General features: G+C 67.9%; 14 protein-coding genes. 7 read left to right on the forward strand and 7 right to left on the reverse strand.

Annotated elements, in window-relative coordinates; all coding sequences use genetic code 11:
* Positions 1-4 precede the first annotated feature (4 nt).
* The gene (gene uca, locus AC1RQK_RS22750) at positions 5-3604 is read left to right on the forward strand and encodes an urea carboxylase (RefSeq protein WP_492811309.1); all 3600 of its coding nucleotides are present in this window, start codon (positions 5-7) and stop codon (positions 3602-3604) included.
* Positions 3605-3621: 17 nt separating this feature from the next.
* On the opposite strand, the gene AC1RQK_RS22755 is transcribed toward uca, so the two are convergent.
* Entirely contained in the window at positions 3622-4470 is an 849-nt protein-coding gene (locus AC1RQK_RS22755; RefSeq protein ID WP_492811311.1) for a class I SAM-dependent methyltransferase, read from the reverse strand.
* Between the two features lie 301 nt (positions 4471-4771).
* Between AC1RQK_RS22755 and AC1RQK_RS22760 the strand changes: the two genes are divergently transcribed.
* From AC1RQK_RS22760 to AC1RQK_RS22785, 6 genes are all read left to right on the forward strand, one after another.
* The gene (locus AC1RQK_RS22760; RefSeq protein WP_492811313.1) at positions 4772-5239 is read left to right on the forward strand and encodes a rhodanese-like domain-containing protein; all 468 of its coding nucleotides are present in this window, start codon (positions 4772-4774) and stop codon (positions 5237-5239) included.
* 103 nt (positions 5240-5342) lie between these two features.
* Positions 5343-6296 (forward strand): serine O-acetyltransferase EpsC, encoded by a 954-nt coding sequence (gene epsC / locus AC1RQK_RS22765; protein ID WP_492811315.1) that lies wholly within the window; start codon positions 5343-5345, stop codon positions 6294-6296.
* Positions 6293-6553, forward strand: coding sequence for a helix-turn-helix domain-containing protein (locus tag AC1RQK_RS22770; protein WP_150986150.1), 261 nt, complete (start codon positions 6293-6295; stop codon positions 6551-6553). Before epsC ends, AC1RQK_RS22770 begins: the two co-directional genes overlap by 4 nt.
* A 176-nt stretch (positions 6554-6729) precedes the next feature.
* Positions 6730-7662 carry a family 2A encapsulin nanocompartment shell protein gene (locus AC1RQK_RS22775; protein ID WP_492372706.1) on the forward strand — a complete coding sequence of 311 codons (933 nt, stop codon included), beginning with the start codon at positions 6730-6732 and terminating at the stop codon, positions 7660-7662.
* Entirely contained in the window at positions 7637-9523 is a 1887-nt protein-coding gene (locus AC1RQK_RS22780; protein WP_492811318.1) for a family 2A encapsulin nanocompartment cargo protein cysteine desulfurase, read from the forward strand. The genes AC1RQK_RS22775 and AC1RQK_RS22780 overlap by 26 nt, the downstream gene beginning before the upstream one ends.
* A gap of 235 nt (positions 9524-9758) precedes the next feature.
* Positions 9759-10529 carry a ferredoxin--NADP reductase gene (locus AC1RQK_RS22785; protein WP_174427668.1) on the forward strand — a complete coding sequence of 257 codons (771 nt, stop codon included), beginning with the start codon at positions 9759-9761 and terminating at the stop codon, positions 10527-10529.
* Between the two features lie 60 nt (positions 10530-10589).
* Here AC1RQK_RS22785 and AC1RQK_RS22790 read toward each other — a convergent pair whose 3' ends face one another.
* The 6 genes from AC1RQK_RS22790 to AC1RQK_RS22815 are packed head-to-tail and all read right to left on the reverse strand — an operon-like array spanning position 10590 to position 17542.
* Positions 10590-10766 (reverse strand): hypothetical protein, encoded by a 177-nt coding sequence (locus AC1RQK_RS22790; protein ID WP_492811320.1) that lies wholly within the window; start codon positions 10764-10766, stop codon positions 10590-10592.
* Between the two features lie 47 nt (positions 10767-10813).
* On the reverse strand, positions 10814-12541 hold the full coding sequence (locus AC1RQK_RS22795; RefSeq protein WP_492811322.1) for a dipeptide ABC transporter ATP-binding protein: 1728 nt from the start codon (positions 12539-12541) through the stop codon (positions 10814-10816).
* Positions 12538-13488 carry an ABC transporter permease gene (locus tag AC1RQK_RS22800; RefSeq protein ID WP_492811400.1) on the reverse strand — a complete coding sequence of 317 codons (951 nt, stop codon included), beginning with the start codon at positions 13486-13488 and terminating at the stop codon, positions 12538-12540. The genes AC1RQK_RS22795 and AC1RQK_RS22800 overlap by 4 nt, the downstream gene beginning before the upstream one ends.
* Positions 13489-13504: 16 nt before the next feature.
* Complete coding sequence (locus AC1RQK_RS22805) at positions 13505-14470, reverse strand: ABC transporter permease (protein WP_492372710.1); 966 nt, start codon at positions 14468-14470, stop codon at positions 13505-13507.
* Between the two features lie 16 nt (positions 14471-14486).
* On the reverse strand, positions 14487-16076 hold the full coding sequence (locus tag AC1RQK_RS22810) for an ABC transporter substrate-binding protein (protein ID WP_492811324.1): 1590 nt from the start codon (positions 16074-16076) through the stop codon (positions 14487-14489).
* 35 nt (positions 16077-16111) lie between these two features.
* Positions 16112-17542: a leucyl aminopeptidase family protein gene (locus AC1RQK_RS22815; protein WP_492811326.1), complete on the reverse strand. Its 1431-nt coding sequence runs from the start codon at positions 17540-17542 to the stop codon at positions 16112-16114.
* Positions 17543-17612 lie beyond the last annotated feature (70 nt).

Genomic DNA, 17612 nt, shown 5'->3' on the forward strand with positions numbered 1-17612 from the left:
GCCGATGTTCCACACCGTACTGATCGCCAATCGTGGCGAGATCGCCGTGCGGGCCATTCGCACCCTGCGTGCGCTAGGTATCAAGAGCGTGGCCGTGTATTCGGATGCCGATCGCAATGCCGCGCATGCCCGGCTGGCCGATTTGGCCGTGCCGCTGGGTGGCGAGCGTGCGGCGGATAGCTACCTGGTGGCCGAGCGCGTGCTGCAAGCCGCGTTGGATACCGGCGCCCAAGCCGTTTTCCCCGGCTACGGCTTTCTGTCGGAGAGCGCGGCGTTTGCCGAGGCCTGCGAGGCGGCGGGCCTGGTGTTCATTGGCCCGACGCCGCACCAGCTCCGCGAGTTCGGGCTCAAGCACCGGGCGCGCGAGCTGGCCGCCGAAGCGGGGATACCGATGACGCCCGGCACCGGCCTGCTCTCCAGCGTGGAGCAAGCCCTGCGGGAGGCCGCGCGCATCGGCTATCCCGTCATGCTCAAGAGCACGGCCGGCGGGGGCGGTATCGGCCTGTCGCGCTGCGCTGATGACGCCGAGCTGAGCGCGGCCTTTGACAGCGTGCAGCGGCTGGGCGAGCAATTCTTCAAGGATGGCGGCGTCTTTATCGAGCGCTGCCTGGACCGCGCGCGGCATATCGAGGTGCAGATCTTTGGAGATGGCGCGGGCCGCGTGGTGGCGCTGGGCGAGCGGGATTGCTCCACGCAGCGCCGCAACCAGAAGGTGGTGGAGGAAACCCCGGCACCGCACCTGAGCGAGACCACACGCCACGCGCTGCATCGGGCCGCGATCCAGCTGGGCGAATCGGTGCGCTACCGCTCTGCCGGCACGGTGGAGTTCATCTACGACGTGGAGCGGGAGGATTTCTACTTCCTGGAGGTCAATACCCGGCTGCAGGTGGAGCATCCCGTGACCGAGCTGGTGACCGGGCTGGACCTGGTCGCGTGCATGCTGAAGGTGGCCGCGGGCGATGCGCTGGACTGGGATGCCATCTCCCGCCCGCCGCAGGGTGCGGCCATGGAGGTGCGGCTCTATGCGGAGGATCCGCTCAAGCAGTTCCAGCCCTCGCCGGGCACGTTGACCGAGGTGGCCTTTCCGGACGGCGTGCGCGTCGACGGCTGGGTCGAGACCGGCACGGAGGTGTCTGCCTTTTACGATCCGCTGCTGGCCAAGCTGATTGTCCACGGCCCCACCCGCGCTGCCGCGCGCGCAAGGCTCGCGGCAGCGCTGGCCGCCACGCGCCTGTGCGGCATCGCCACCAACCTGGACTACCTGCGCCAGATCGTCGACTCGCCCGAGTTCACCACGGGCCGCGCCTTCACGCGCATGCTCGACCGCTTTCCCTACGCGCCGGCAGTCATCGAGGTGCTGGAGCCAGGCACCTACACCAGCATCCAGGACGTGCCGGGCCGCACGGGCTACTGGCATATCGGCGTGCCGCCGTCCGGCCCGATGGACGACTACGCCTTCCGGCTGGTCAACCGCATCGTTGGCAATCATCCGGGCGCGGCCGGGCTGGAATGCACGCTGGTGGGGCCACGCCTACGTTTCCATGGCGCGGCCGTGGTGGCGCTGGCCGGCGCGCCTTGCACGGCAACACTCGACGGGATGAACGTCCCGTTCTGGGCGCCAATCAGCGTAGCCCCTGGGCAGGTCCTGGCGCTCGGCAAGGCCACGCAAGGCTGCCGCACCTACCTTGCTGTGCGCAATGGTTTCGATGTGCCGCGCTATCTGGGCAGCCGGTCCACCTTCGCGCTCGGGCAGTTCGGCGGGCATGCCGGCCGCACGCTGCGGCTGGGCGACATGCTCCCGCTTGGCCAGCCACATCTGGCTGCCAGCGGCATCGAGGCCCCGGTGACAGCGCCGCAGGCCGCACCCGCGGCACTGGTGCCGGCCTACGGCCAGCATTGGGAGATCGCGGTCCTGCATGGCCCGCATGGCGCTCCCGACTTCTTTACGCCGGCATCGATGGAGACTTTTTTCGCCACGGACTGGGAGGTGCACTACAACTCCAACCGCCTTGGCGTGCGCCTGCTCGGGCCCCGGCCCGAATGGGCGCGGCGCGACGGTGGCGAGGCGGGACTGCACCCATCCAACGTGCACGACTGCGAATACGCAATCGGCGCCATCAACTTCACCGGCGACTTCCCGGTGATCCTCACCAATGATGGCCCGAGCCTCGGCGGCTTTGTGTGTCCCGTCACGGTCGCCCAGGCCGAGCTGTGGAAGGTTGGCCAGGTCAAGCCAGGCGACCGGATCCGCTTCCGGCCGATCAGCTTCGATGCCGCGCGTGCCTTGCAGGCGGCGCAGGATCGGGACATTGCCGGGCTGCGGCAAATAACGCGTGCGCCGCCGCTGCCGGCGCCAGCGTGTTCCACCGCCATCCTTGCCGGGCGCGCGGCCAGCGGGCATCACCCGGCCATCGCCTACCGCCAGGCGGGCGATGGCTACTTGCTGCTGGAGTACGGCGAGAACGTGCTCGACATCGGCCTGCGGCTGCGGGTGTACCTCATGATGGAGGCGCTCAAGGCGCAGCCGATAGACGGCGTGCTGGAGCTATCGCCCGGCGTGCGCTCGCTGCAGGTGCGCTACGACGGCCAGCGCATCCATCAGGCGGCGTTGATCGAGGCGCTGCTCGCCATCGAGGCCGGCTTGCCGGACGTGGCCATGCTGAAGATCCCCACGCGCGTGGTGCACCTGCCGATGGCCTTCGAGGATGGCGCCACGCTGGATGCCGTGCAGCGCTACCGCGAGACGGTCTGCGCCGACGCGCCATGGCTGCCGAACAATGTCGACTTCATCCAGCGCATCAACGGCCTGGCGCATCGCGACGAGGTGCGGGACATTGCGTTCGCGGCGCGCTATCTGGTGCTGGGGCTGGGCGACGTCTACCTTGGCGCGCCTTGCGCCGTGCCGCTTGACCCGCGCCACCGGCTGCTCACCTCCAAGTACAGCCCCGCACGCACCTTCACCGCGGAAGGCACGGTCGGCATCGGCGGGGTCTATATGTGCATCTATGGCATGGACTCCCCGGGCGGTTACCAGCTGATCGGGCGCACACTGCCGATCTGGAACAAGTTCCTCAAGAACCCGGTGTTCGCGCCCGGTGCGCCGTGGCTGCTGCGCTTCTTTGACCAGGTGCAGTTCTACCCCGTGTCGGAGGCGGAGCTGGACCGGTTGCGGGAGGATTTTCGCGAAGGACGCGCCACGGTGCGCATCGAGCACGATGTCTTCGACTATGCCGCGTACCGCCAGTCGCTCGTGGACAGCGCGCACAGCATTGCCGCCTTCCAGGCGCGGCAGCAGGCGGCCTTCAGCGCGGAGGTGGCGCACTGGAAAGCCCATGAGGCCAACGCCGCGCCCATCGAAGCGCCGGCCGTCTTGCGTCATGACGAGCACGACGGCCATGCCGTGACAGCGGAGATGAGCGGCAGCGTGTGGAAGGTGCTGGTGCAGCCCGGCGAGCAGGTGCGTGCCGGGCAGCCGCTGCTGGTGGTCGAGGCCATGAAGATGGAGCTGACCGTGCTGGCCCCGGTGGCGGGCACGCTGCTGGCCATGCGCTGCCGTGCGGGCTCGGCGATCAAGGTGGGCGACCGCCTGGCGTCCATCGCCTGACAAGCGTGAAGCGTGCCTCAGCGCGGCTTGATGAACTTCAGCGTCATGCGGTCCGATTCGCCGATGGCCATGAAGCTCGCGCGCTCGCGCTCGCCGCCGCGCAACGTCGGCGGCAATGACCACACACCATCGGGATGGTCGTGGCTGTCGCGCGGGTTGGCATTGATCTCGCTGCGCCCGGCCAGCGCAAAGCCAGCCGCGCGGGCATGGTCGATGACGTAGTCTTCGGTGACGTAGCCGGTGGCGATCATCTGCTCCAGCGAGGTGCCGGGCGTGGCCCGGTGCTCCTCCACGCCTAGCACGCCGCCGGGTTTGAGCACGGCGTAGAAAGCGCGCAGGCTGTCGTCCAGGTGGCCGTCCTTGATCCAGTTGTGGATGTTGCGAAAGGTCAGCACCAGGTCGGCGCCGCCCGGCGGGGCGATATCGGTAAAGGCGCGCACCGGCAGCGTGCCGACCGTGACCTTGCCGTAGTTGCCCGGATCCTGCGCCAGTTTTTTCTCGAAGTTCGCCCTTGAGCGCTTGCCTTCCTCGCTGGCATCCGCGGCGCTCGCATCGTAGTGCGCGGCGTATAGCTTGCCGTGGTCGCGCAGCACCGGCGCCAGGATCTCCGTGTACCAGCCGCCGCCCGGCGCAATCTCGATCACTGCCTGGTCCGGCTGCAAGCCGAAGAACCGTAGCGTTTGCAGCGGATGGCGGTACACGTCGCGGGCCTTGTTGGCGGCACTGCGCTGCGGACCGGCGATGGCGGCGGCGAGGGCATCGTCTCCTGCGGCCGGCGCGGCGCCGGCCGCGCCGGCCAACATGCCGGCGCCGGCCAGCAGCAGGGCGTGCCGCACGAAACGGCGCCGGGCAGGGGAGGGAGTCATGGCATTCCTTGCTGAAGGTGAGTGGTAAATGGCGCGGCGCGCGGTGGCTATCCATCGCCGCCCCTGAATCTGGACGCAGCCAGGCAGGTTTGTCAAGCCGGCTCATGCCTTTCCCGCGTTGGCCGGTGCCGCCCTCGAGGAAGCGTCTTAGGAAATGCGTTTTTATTCGTTCTCAATCCAGCAGCGTCATTTCATAGTTGAGCCGTGATGGCTATAGGCGGTTGCCGTCAACGACAAAGCGTGCATCGGGCAGGCCCGGCTTAGCCCGCACGCGGACAACATGCTGCAAGGAGAGCGTTTCATGACAGTCGCATCGGAAGACAAGATCAAGCATCCCGTGCTGGAAGCCGCGCGCGGCGTGGCACGTTCCTCCGGCCTGCCCTATGCAGGCCGCGTGACGCCGCAGCAGGCCTGGGCGCTGTTCAGCGCCGGCGACGCGGTGCTGGTCGATGTACGCACGGCGGAAGAGCGCAAGTTCGTCGGCTATGTGCCCGATACCCTGCACGTGCCCTGGGCCACCGGCACCAGCCTGACCCGCAACCCGCGCTTTGCGCGCGAGCTGGAAGCCAAGACCGGCAGGCACGCCGTGGTGCTGCTGCTGTGCCGCAGCGGCAACCGCTCCGCGCTGGCTGCCGAAGCCGCCACCAAGGCGGGGATCGCGCATGTGTTCAACGTGCTCGAAGGCTTCGAAGGCGAGATCGACGAGCGGCAACGGCGCGGCAAGCGCGGCGGCTGGCGCTTTCACGATCTGCCGTGGATCCAGGACTGAGCCGCGGCTGGCGCAAGCAATCGATCCATAGAGATCCACAAGCATAGCGATCAACAAGCCGCGCGAGCTATCGCGCGGACAACGCAGAACGGGGAGTACCACAGTGGCTGACTTCGAGATCGGCGAGATCGTGCTCGCCCTGCAGCAGGTGCGCCAGCAATGGAGAGAAGGCCAGCAACGCTTGCTGGAGCCGGGCGGGCGCGACCTGCCTTCGCGCGATGCGCTGGCGCAGGTGGTCGCCACCCTCAAGGGGGTGCTGTTTCCCATGCGGCTGGGGCCGCCCGATTTGCGCCAGGAAAGCGAGAACCTCTATATCGCGCATTCATTGGACGCGGCGCTGCACGGGCTGCTGGCCCAGGCAAGGTTGGAGTTCCACTACGCCGCACGCCACGCCGAACGCGATGAAGCCGCGCTAAGGGCGCGCGCGCTAAAGGCCGTGCGCGAGTTCGCCGCCGAGCTGCCACGGATCCGAGGACTGCTCGACAGCGACGTGCTCGCCGCCTTCCATGGCGACCCCGCGGCCGGCAGCGTGGATGAAGTCCTGCTCTGCTATCCCGGCATCCTGGCGATGATCCATCACCGCATCGCCCACGCGCTCTATAGCCTCGGGCTGCCGCTGCTGGCGCGCATCGTGGCGGAGCTGGCGCATGCGGAGACTGGCATCGACATCCATCCCGGCGCGCAGATCGGTGGCGGCTTCTTTATCGATCACGGCACGGGCGTGGTGATTGGCGAGACCACCATCATCGGCGAGCGCGTGCGGCTGTACCAGGCGGTGACGCTCGGCGCCAAGCGCTTTCCGCGCGATGCCACGGGCAAGCTGGAGAAGGGCCTGCTGCGGCACCCCATCGTCGAGGACGATGTGGTGATCTACGCCGGCGCCACCATCCTTGGCCGCGTCACGCTGGGCCGCGGCGCGGTGATCGGCGGCAATGTGTGGGTCACGCAGGATGTCGCCGCCGGCGCCCATGTGACGCAGGCTGTATCGCGCAACGAGACCGCCAGGGTGCCGGGCGCAAGCGAGCTGGCGCGCGTGATCGAGGCGAGCTTGCCATGACGGACCTGGTGCGGACTTTGGGCGCCACCGTGCGCCAGTTGCGCGAGGCGCATGCGTGGTCGCAGGAAGAGCTTGCCGAGCATGCGGGCATGAACCGCTCGTATATCGGCGAGATCGAGCGCGGCAGCGCGATTGCCTCGATCGTCACGGTGGAAAAGCTGGCCGTGGCGCTGGGCGTGCCGATCTCGTGGCTGCTCGGATCGGGCGCCGCACACGTCTCGCTGCGTGATGCGCAGGTGGTAGGCACGCGGTCTTAGCCATCGCCGCGGATCGCCACGAACCACGCGCAGATCCACGCGCAAATCCATGCGCATTGCCGTCTATAGCATGTTGAACGGGCCGGGCCGTCTCCCGATAATCGCTGCGGTAATAACGATTCTTGTTTTTCTCATATAGCCATCAGCCATCAGCTCACAGCTAAACGGAGTAGCACATGTCGGTAAACGGGAGCGGCCAGACGGCGCTCGGCGATAACGCAGCACGGCAACTAGCCAATGCCACCAAGACCATCCCCCAGCTCGCGACCATCACGCCGCGCTGGCTGACGCATTTCCTGCAGTGGGTGCCGGTGGAAGCCGGTATCTACCGCCTCAACAAGGTGCAGGACCCCGAGTCCGTCAAGGTTGCTTGCACCCAGCGCGACGACGAAGGCAAGCTGCCGCGCACCTTTGTCAACTACGAAGAGCAGCCGCGCGAGTATTTCCTGAACGCGGTCAGCACGGTGCTGGACGTGCATACCCGCGTCTCGGACCTCTACAGCAGCCCGCACGACCAGATCAAGGAACAGCTGCGTCTCACCATCGAGACCATCAAGGAGCACCAGGAAGGCGAACTGATCAACAACCCGGACTACGGCCTGCTGGCCAACGTGGCCGAAGATCAGCGCGTATTTCCGCTGACCGGCGCGCCCACGCCGGACGACATGGACGAGTTGCTGAGCAAGGTGTGGAAGGAGCCCGCGTTCTTCCTGACCCACCCGCTGGCGATCGCCGCTTTTGGCCGCGAATGCACGCGCCGTGGCGTGCCGCCGCCGACCGTCAGCCTGTTCGGCTCGCAGTTCATCACCTGGCGCGGCATTCCGTTGATCCCGTCGGACAAGGTGCCGGTGGCTGATGGCAAGAGCAAGATCCTGCTGCTGCGCGTGGGCGACAAGCGCCAGGGCGTGGTCGGCCTGTTCCAGCCGGGCGTGGCGGGCGAGCAGGGCCCGGGCCTGTCGGTGCGCTTCATGGGCATCAACGACCAGGCTATCGCTTCGTACCTGATCTCGCTGTACTGCTCGCTGGCCGTGCACGCGCCGGATGCGCTGGCGGTTCTCGATGACGTGGAGATCGGCAAGTACCATGACTATCCTGACACCTACAAGTAATCCGGTGAATCCGCCGAATCCGCCGGCCGGCCCGTCGGCCGCGCTGCCGGGCGCGCCTTCGGTGCCGCCCGGCCTGCCGGATCCGGCGGTGCTGGCGCGCCTGGCGGGGGCGTTTTTCTCGGCCCTGCCGGGGACATCGCCGGCTGCCGCGCAGTCGCTGCCCGTGGTAAACAACCCGGCGCCGCCTGGCTCGCCCGTGGCGGGTCCTGGCGGCACGGGCACCGGCGTGCCGGGTGCGGCGATCCCGCAGGGCCACGTGCCCGGCGCCAACCTGCTGCCCGCCGCGCCGACCCATGTGCTCTCGCTGGCTAATCGCGCGCCGGCCTTGCGGCCGACCTCGGTGGCGCAGAATGGCCTGCCCGACACGGTTGCCACGGTGGCGCCCGCGGTGGAAAGCCGCTTCGGCGGCCAGGCGCTGGGCGTGCCGCATGCGCCGTCGCCGCCGCCGCAGTCCTCGGCCGCGCCTGCCTACTACTTCCTGGAGGGCGCGGGCCGCGACCTGCATGGCGGCGCGTCGAGCCTGCGCGAGATCGCCGCGTTCGGCGATCCGCTCTCGCTGCATCTGCCGCAGCAGGGGGCGGGCGCTTACGGCTATGGGCGCGAGCAAGAGCGGACGCCGCCGTGGGCATCGCCTTCGGCGCGCGTGCCGTTCGACGTCAACGCGATTCGCCGCGATTTCCCGATCCTGCAGGAGCGCGTCAACGGCCGCCAGCTGGTGTGGTTCGACAACGCCGCCACCACGCACAAGCCGCAGTCGGTGATCGACCGCATCTCGTACTTCTACGCGCACGAGAACTCCAACATCCACCGCGCCGCCCATGCACTGGCAGGGCGCGCCACGGATGCCTACGAGGCCGCGCGCAGCAAGGTGCAGCGTTTTATCGGCGCATCCTCGCCCGACGAGATCATCTTCGTGCGCGGCACCACCGAGGCCATCAACCTGATCGCCAAGACCTGGGGCGTGCAGAACGTGGGCGAGGGCGACGAGATCATCGTCTCGCACCTGGAGCATCACGCCAATATCGTGCCGTGGCAGCAGCTCGCCGCGCAGACCGGGGCCAGGCTGCGGGTGATTCCGGTGGACGATTCCGGGCAGGTGCTGCTGGATGAGTACCGCCGGCTGCTCAACGACCGCACCAGGATCGTGTCCGTGACGCAGGTCTCGAATGCGCTGGGCACCGTGGTGCCGGTCAAGGAGATCGTCGACCTGGCTCACCGTGCCGGCGCCCGCGCGCTGGTCGACGGCGCGCAGTCGGTCTCGCACATGCGGGTGGACGTGCAGGCCATCGATGCGGATTTTTTCGTGTTCTCGGGCCACAAGGTGTTCGGGCCCACCGGCATCGGCGTGGTCTACGGCAAGCGCGAGCTGCTGGAGGCCATGCCGCCCTGGCAAGGCGGCGGCAACATGATTGCCGACGTGACCTTCGAGCGCACCGTGTTCCAGCCGCCGCCCAACCGCTTCGAGGCGGGCACCGGCAACATCGCCGATGCGGTGGGGCTGGGCGCCGCGCTGGACTACGTGGAGCGGGTAGGCATCGAGAACATCGCCCGCTACGAGCACGACCTGCTGGAGTACGCCACCCACCTGCTGCAGCCCATCCCGGGCGTGCGGCTGGTAGGCACGGCGCGCGACAAGGCCAGCGTGCTGTCCTTCGTGCTCAAGGGCTATGAGACCGAGGAAGTGGGCCGCGCGCTCAACGAGGAAGGCATCGCCGTGCGCTCCGGGCATCACTGCGCCCAGCCCATCCTGCGCCGCTTTGGCGTGGAGGCCACGGTGCGGCCGTCGCTGGCCTTCTACAACACTACGGACGAGGTGGACCGGCTGATCTCGGTGGTCAGGCGGCTTTCGGGGCGCCGTTGAGCCTGAAAACGCAGGGCGTGGGGCTTATAACCCCCCTGAAACTGCATGAATCGGGACGCGCCCTGCGTTTTCTTCTAAAATCCGCTATCTTCTCACCTTGATCGGCGCGCCTTCCAGCCTTCGGACCGGAGCCCGCCTTGTTGAACGCAACCGGCAAGCTACCGCCAAGCCTTTGGTATCAGGCCACAACAGGCCATCGACGCCGGCGCCATCCAGCGCATATAGCGCCTTATTCATGAGCAATCTCAACCAGCAAGCCATCCTCTCCGTCCACCACTGGACCGACACGCTCTTCAGCTTCACCTGCACCCGCGACCCCGGTTTCCGCTTCGAAAACGGCCAGTTCGCCATGGTCGGTCTGGAAGTGAACGGTCGTCCGCTTCTGCGTGCCTACAGCATCGCCAGTGCCAACTACGAGGAAACGCTGGAGTTCTTCAGCATCAAGGTGCCGGACGGCCCCCTGACGTCGCGCCTGCAGCACCTGAAGGAAGGCGACCAGATCTTCGTCGGCAAGAAGCCCACCGGCACGCTGCTGGTCGACAACCTGCTGCCCGGCAAGACCCTGTGGCTGCTGGCCACCGGCACCGGCCTGGCCCCGTTCCTGTCGATCATCCGCGATCCGGAAGTGTACGAGCGCTATGACAAGGTCGTGCTGACCCACACCTGCCGCTTCGTCGAGGAACTGGCCTACCGCGAGCTGATCCAGGAACACCTGCCGCAGCACGAACACCTGGGCGAGCTGATCCGCGAAAAGCTGGTCTATTTCCCCACCGTGACCCGCGAAGAGTTCGACAACCAGGGCCGCATCACCGACCTGATCGCCAACGGCGAGCTGTTCGAGCGCCTGGGCGTGGAGCCGTTCTCGCTGGAGAACGACCGCATCATGCTGTGCGGCAGCCCGGACATGCTCAAGGACATCCGCGCGATGCTGACCGAGCAGCACTTCACGGAAGGCAATATGAGCGAGCCTGGCCATTTTGTGCTTGAAAAGGCATTTGTTGGCTAAGCGTACCGGCCACTGAAGGCCATTGCGTCATGACGATCGCCGGGGTTCCCCGGTGATCGCTCAATCCCGCTGGCGGGACATCACCCAGAAGTGAATCCCCAGGGTGGTCAGGAAGACACCCCCCAGCTGTATCCACGCCAGTTCCGTCCCCAGCGACAGATAGAGCCCCGCAGCGCCGGCGGCCGTGCCCGCACGCCCGTGCCATTTGCGCGTACTGCCATGGTTCTCTTGCGTCATGCTTGCGTTCCTTCGCTGACGAGTGCCACTCACCAAGTGCGCCTCCACTAAGCCACCGCCACCACCGGCAACCCCCGTACCCGCCCCACATCCGGCACCGCAGCCAACAACTCTCGCGTATAGCCATGCCGGGGTGCGGCAAAGACCGCATCCGCTGGCCCGACTTCGACCAGCTGCCCGCGCTGCATCACGCCCACCTGGTCGCATAGCTGGCGGATCACCGCCAGGTTGTGGCTGATCAGCAGGTAGGTCAGGCCGAATTCGTCCTGCAGGTCGCGCATCAGGTTGAGTACCTGGGCTTGCACCGAGACGTCCAGCGATGACGTGGGCTCGTCGCAGATCAGGAAGTCGGGGTGGCTGACCAGGGCGCGGGCGATGGCGATGCGCTGGCGCTGGCCGCCGGAGAACTGGTGCGGATAGCGCCGGCCGGCGTCCGGCGACATGCGCACGCGGCGCAGTGCCTGCGCCACGCGTTCCGCGGTGTCTTCCGGGCTCTTGCTGAGTCCCAGCGCTTGCAGCGGCTCGGCAATGAGGCGGTCGATGCGCCAGCGCGGGTTGAGGCTGGCGTACGGGTCCTGGAAGATCATCTGGAAACGCCCGGGCAGGGTGGCCGCGGCTTGGCGGTCCGCCCAGCGGTCCACGCCGTCGATCACGATGCGTCCGGCGCCGGGCCGGGTCAGGCCGGCAATCATGCGCGCCACGGTGGACTTGCCCGAGCCGGATTCGCCCACCAGCCCGAAGGTGGTGCCGCGCGGGATGGCGAAGCTGACGTCGCGCACCGCGTGCAGCACCTTGCGCGGCTGGCGCGCGAGGGTGCGCAGCAGCCAGCCGGCGGAGAGATCGAAGTCGCGCGACAGGTCCTGCACCTGCACCAGTGGCGCGGTGTCTTGCCTGGCCTCGGGGCGGGATGCCTGCGCTGGCAGCGGCGCCACGGCGCCTTCGTCCGGCACGGGCAGGCGGTGCAGCCGCTGGTGCACGGAGGGAATGGCGGCCATCAGCGTGCGCGTGTAAGCCGCGCGGGGGTGGTCGAGGATGTCGCGTACCGCCCCGGTTTCCAGCACGCGGCCTTGGTACATCACCAGGACGCGGTCGGCGGCCCCGGCGATCACGCCCATGTCGTGGGTGATCAGCATGGCGGCGGTGCCGCGCTCGCGGCAGACGCGGCGCAGCACCTGGATCACCTGCGCCTGCACGACCACATCGAGCGCGGTGGTCGGCTCGTCGGCAATCAGCAGTTCGGGCTCGCCGCACAGCGCCAGCGCAATGGCCACGCGCTGGCGCATGCCGCCGGAGAACTGGTGCGGGTACTGGTTGAAGCGCGTGGCGGGGTCGGGGATTTCCACGTCCGCGAGCCATGCCAGCGCGCGCTGGCGTGCCTGCGCGGGCGATAGCGGCAGGTGGGTGCGGATGGTCTCGGTGAGATGGTGGCCGATGGTGCAGACCGGGTTGAGGCTGGTCAGCGGGTCCTGGTACACCATGCCGATGTGCTTGCCCCGAACGCGGCGCATGTCTTCGCCGCGCAAGGTGTCGATGCGTTCCCCGCGCAACGTCACGCTGCCGGCACTGATGCGCCCGGGCGGCTCGATCAGGCCGGTGACGGCATTGCCGGTCATCGATTTGCCCGCGCCGGATTCGCCCACCACACCCAGGATCTCGCCGGGTGCGATCTCGAAGGACACGTCGTCGAGCACGTTCACCGTGCCATGATAGGTGTCGAACGCCACGGACAGGCCGCGCACGCTCAGGACGGGCTGGTTCACAGGCATCTTGGTCATTGGAGCTTGGGGTTGAGTGCGTCGCGCAGCCAGTCGCCCGCGAGGTTGACCGAGAGCGCCAGCGCCAGCAGCACCAGCGCGGGCAATAGCAGGATCCACCACTCGCCGGAGAACAGGAAACCCTGGCCAACGCGGATCAGCGTGCCCAGCGAGGGCTGGGTGGGCGGCAGGCCCACGCCCAGATAGGACAGCGTGGACTCTGCCACCACCGCCAGCGCAAAGCTGATGGTGCCGATCACCAGCACCGGCGCCAGCAGGTTGGGCAGGATATGGCGCAGCAGGATCGCCGTGCGCGAGCGCCCGATGATGCGGGCCGCCAGCACGTAATCCTTGTGCTTTTCCACCATCACCGCGCCGCGCACGGTACGCGCGTATTGCACCCATTCCGACAGGCCGATGGCGGTCACGATCACGTAGAGCGCCATCTCGTCGCGGTAGCCAGCGGGCAGGATGCCGCGTGCGATGCCAAAGATCAGCAGCGCCACCAGCAGCACGGGAAAGGTGAGCTGGACATCGGCCAGGCGCATCACCACGGTATCGAACCAGCCGCCGGCATAGCCGGCTACCAGGCCAAGCGTGACGCCGATGGCCAGCGACAGCGCCACCGCCGCCGTGCCCACCAGCAGGGACATGCGCAAGCCGTAGAGGATGGCGGAGAAAATGTCGCGCCCCTGGTCGTCGCTGCCAAGCGGATAGAACGCGCCGGACGCGCCATGCTGCCAAGGTGGCGTGAAGGCATCGAGCAACTCCAGCCCGGCGGGATCGAAGGGGTTCTGCCGCGCCAGCCAGGGCGCGAACAGGGCGGCGAGCACCAGCAGCGCCAGCAGCAGCACGGTAAATTGCGTGGTACGCGAGCGCGCCAGCGCCCGCACCACGGGCGACTCGGCATTGCGCCAGCGGGCTTGCGCCGGGGCGGCCGGGGCGGCAGGAGCGGGGGCGTTTTGCATTGAGGTCATGGAGAGATCAGGCACGGCGCAGGCGCGGATCCACCAGCAGGTAGACCAGGTCCACCGCCAGGTTGATGCACACGTACAGCACCGCGATCATCAGCAGGTAGGCGGCGATCACCGGCACGTCCACCGCCTGGATCGATGAGATGAACAGCAGCCCAACGCCGGGCCACTGGAACACCGTCTCGGTGACGATGGCAAAGGCGATCAGCGAGCCGATCTGCAGCCCGGTGATGGTGACCACCGGGATCAGCGTATTGCGCAGCGCGTGGCCGTAGTGGATGCGCCGCTCGGGCAGGCCGCGCGCGCGGGCAAAGCGCACGTAGTCGGTGCGCAGCGCCTCCATCATTTCCGCGCGCACCAGGCGCATGATGAGTGTCAGCTTGAACAGGCCTAGCGTGGCCACCGGCAGCACCAGCGAGGCCCAGCCGGAGCGCGTGAGCAGGCCCGTGTTCCACCCGCCCACGGCTATGGTGTCGCCGCGCCCGAACGAGGGCAGCCAGCGCAGCTCCACGGCAAACAGGTAGATCAGCAGGATGCCGATCAGGAAGGTCGGCAGCGAGACACCGACCAGCGACACCGTCATCAGCACGCGGCTGGCCCAGCCGTCGCGCTGTATCGCCGTGTAGACGCCCAGCGCCACGCCGCCCAGCACGGCGACCACCGCCGCCACCAGCGCCAGCTCCAGCGTGGCAGGCGCGCGCTCCAGGATGACTTGCGTCACCGGCCGCTTGACCCGGTACGAGATGCCGAACTGGCCATGCAGCACGTTGCCGAGATAGCGCGCGTACTGCACCGGCACGGGCCGGTCGAAGCCCAGTTCGGCCACCAGCGCCTGGCGGTCTTCGATCGAGGCATCCTCGCCCAGCAGGCTGACCGTGGGATCGCCGATATGGCGAAACACCAGGAAGGCGATAAAGGACACGGCCAGCAGCACCAGCAGCGACTGGCCGAGGCGGCGGAGAAGGTGGACCAGCATCAGCGCGCGCCCATTGTCACGACTTCGCCAGCTTGAACAGCTTGAAGTAGGGCGTGTTCGACGGGTTCACCGGGATGTCGAACTTGCGCACCATGGCATAGGTCTGGATCTGGTCGTGCAGCGGCAGGTAGACCAGTTCGTTCTGCACCGTGGTCCAGATGCTCTTGATGGTGGCGTCGCGCTGCTTCTGGTCGCCCTCGCTTGAGAGCGAAACGATCTTCGCATCCAGCTCCGGGTTGCTGTAGCGCGTGGCATTGGTGGCGCCGCGCGCATTCTTGCCGCGCGTGTGGACCAGGTAGTCGAAGATGTAGGCGGAGTCGTAGGTCGGCACGCCCCAGCCGTACAGGTAGAAGTCCGTATCCAGGTTGTTGATGGCGGCGGTCTGGATCGCCAGCGGGCGCGAGACCACCGTGGTCTTTACGCCGATGCGGCCCAGGAAGCCGGCAGCCGCCTGGCAGATCGCTTCGTCGTTGAGGTAGCGGTCGTTGGTGCAATGCAGGGTGATGCCGAAGCCGTTGGGATAGCCTGCTTGCGCTAGCAGCGCCTTGGCGCGCGCCACGTCGGGCTTGCCGACCACGTCGAAGGCCTTGTCATAGCCATGCACGAACGGCGGTGCGATGATATTGGTCGGCACCGACAGGCCGCGCATCACGGCCGTCTTGATGGCGTTGCGGTCGATGGCGAGCTGGAACGCCTCGCGCACGCGGCGGTCGGCCAGTGGGTTGCGGTCCTTCACGTCCGAGTACTTCAAGGGCGCGTTGCCCACGTTCAGGCCGAAGAAGATCACACGGTTTTCCGCCGCCTGGTTCACGCGCAGCTTGGGGTCCGCGCGCAGCCGCGCCGTGTCCTGGATCGGCAGGTCCTGCACGAAGTCCACCTCGCCGGAGAGCAGCGCGGCCACGCGGGTGGCGGGCGACTTGATCGGCAGGTAGACCAGCTCGTCGATCTCCAGCGGGAACTGGCCGCGGCCCCAGTACTGCGGGAAGAGCTTGAGCACCGTGCGCACGTCCTGCTCGCGCGACACCAGCGTGTACGGGCCGGTGCCGTTCACATTGCGCGTGGCGTAGGTCTCTTCCTTGGCCGAGGCGTTCTGCGGTTGCTCCACGTTGTGCGACTTGGACCATGCCGCGCTCAGGATCTGGATATTGGTCAGGTTGTCGGGCAGCAGCGGGTTGGGGCCGGCGGTCTTGATGCGGATGACGAAGGGCGAAACCTTGGTCACCTCGGTGATCGAGACTAGCAGCGATTTCATGTCCGAGGTGGGCGACTTGGCGCGCAACAGAGAGAACACCGCATCGTCGGCGGTAAATACGCTGCCATCGTGGAACTTCACGCCCTTGCGTAGCTGGAACTCCCATACCGTGGGGTCGTCCGTGCGCCGCCACGAGGTGGCCAGCGTGGGCAGCAGCTTGCCATCGGCGGTGCGGATGATCAGTGGCTCGTAGACCTGGTGCAGCAGGTTGTGGTTGGGCCCGTTGTTGACGGCATGCGGGTCCAGCGTGGAGGCGTCGGCCGAGCGCGCCCAGCGCAGGGTTTCGGCATGCAGCGCGGGAGCGGCCAGCAATGCGGCGGCCAGGGTGGCGGCCAGCGCCAGTCGTTGGATCATGTCGGTTGTTCTCACTTACGGTAGTTGTCTTGTCATCAGGAATGCGTGGGCTCGCCGGCAACCGCGGGAAAGCGCTGCGCCAGCAAGCCAAAGAGCGCGCGCAGTCCCTGCGCCTCGCCGCCGCGCGGGCGGCCCGGGCGGTCTTCCTGGTTCCAGGCGAACAGGTCCAGGTGCAGCCAGGGCGTGCCGTCCGGGATAAAGCGCTGCAGGAACAGGGCAGCGGTAATGGCACCGGCCAGCGGCGCGGCGGCGGCATTCTGCGTATCCGCGAACGACGACTTCAGCATGGCGCGATAGGGCTGCCACAGTGGCATGCGCCACAGCGGATCGGCCAGTCGCTGGGCCTGCGCGAGCAGGTCGGCTGCAAGGGCGTCGTCATTGCTGAACAGCGCGGGCAGCTCCGGCCCAAGCGCGACGCGGGCCGCGCCGGTCAGCGTGGCCAGGTCGATGGCGATGGCGGCGCTCTCCTGGCGCTCACCCAGCGCGTGATGCAGGGCATCGGCCAGCACCAGCCGGCCCTCCGCATCGGTGTTTTCGATTTCCACCGACGTGCCATTGGCAGCGCGGATCACATCGCCTGGGCGCAGCGCGCCGGCGCCGACGGCGTTTTCCACGGCCGGCACCACCAGGGTCAGCCGCACGGGCAGGCGCGCCTGCATCACCAGCCGCGCCAGCGCAATGGCGTGGGCCGCGCCGCCCATGTCTTTCTTCATCCAGCGCATGCCCTGCGCCGGCTTGATATCCAGCCCGCCTGAATCGAAGCACACGCCCTTGCCGACCAGCACCACGCGCGGCGCAGCCGGGTCGCCCCAATGCAGCGTGGCCACGCGCGGCGCTTCGGCAGCCGCGCGGCCGACGGCGTGGACCAGCGGGAAGCCCGCATCCGGCAGGGCGTCGCCGATCCATTCGCGGAACTCGGCGCCATGCGCCCGCGCCAGTGCGCGGACTTCTTCCGACAAGCGTGCTGGGCCGAGGACGTTGGCCGGTGTGTTGACCAGCCGGCGTACAAGGCCGATGGCCGCGGCCAGGGGCTGGAGGGCTTGCAGCGTGGCCTGTGGCACGACCAGTTGCGCGAGGTCTTCGGCGCCATTCGCCGCGTCGTCCACCGTGTCGTCCTCGGTGTCGTCCCAGCTCGCGGGCAAGGCGCCGATGGCCCAGCCGAGCGCGGCCAGCGGCGGTTCGTCCTGCGCGGCGGTGATGGCATAGCGCCCCGGTGGCAACTGCTTCGGCAGGCCCGCCAGTTGCCACAACGGCTGGGCCGGATCGGCGCCAACGATCACGCCCGCCAGAGCGCCTTCGGCATCCGGCAGCAGCAGCGTCTTGCCAGGCAACGGGACGAAGCCGGTTGCGCGTGCCCACTGCGCTTGCACCGGCGGCAGTTGTTCCAGCAAGGCCGCAAGCGTTTGCGGTGCCGCCACGTGGAGCGGGATGGCGCCATCGGGCAGCGTGGAGAAGCTTTGAGGCATGGAGCAGGTAGCGGCGGGCTTGCCATGAACAAGGACTTGCTAGACTACCGGCCGGTGCGCATCGGCACAA

The organism is Cupriavidus sp. GW822-FHT02D05 (assembly GCF_058802485.1).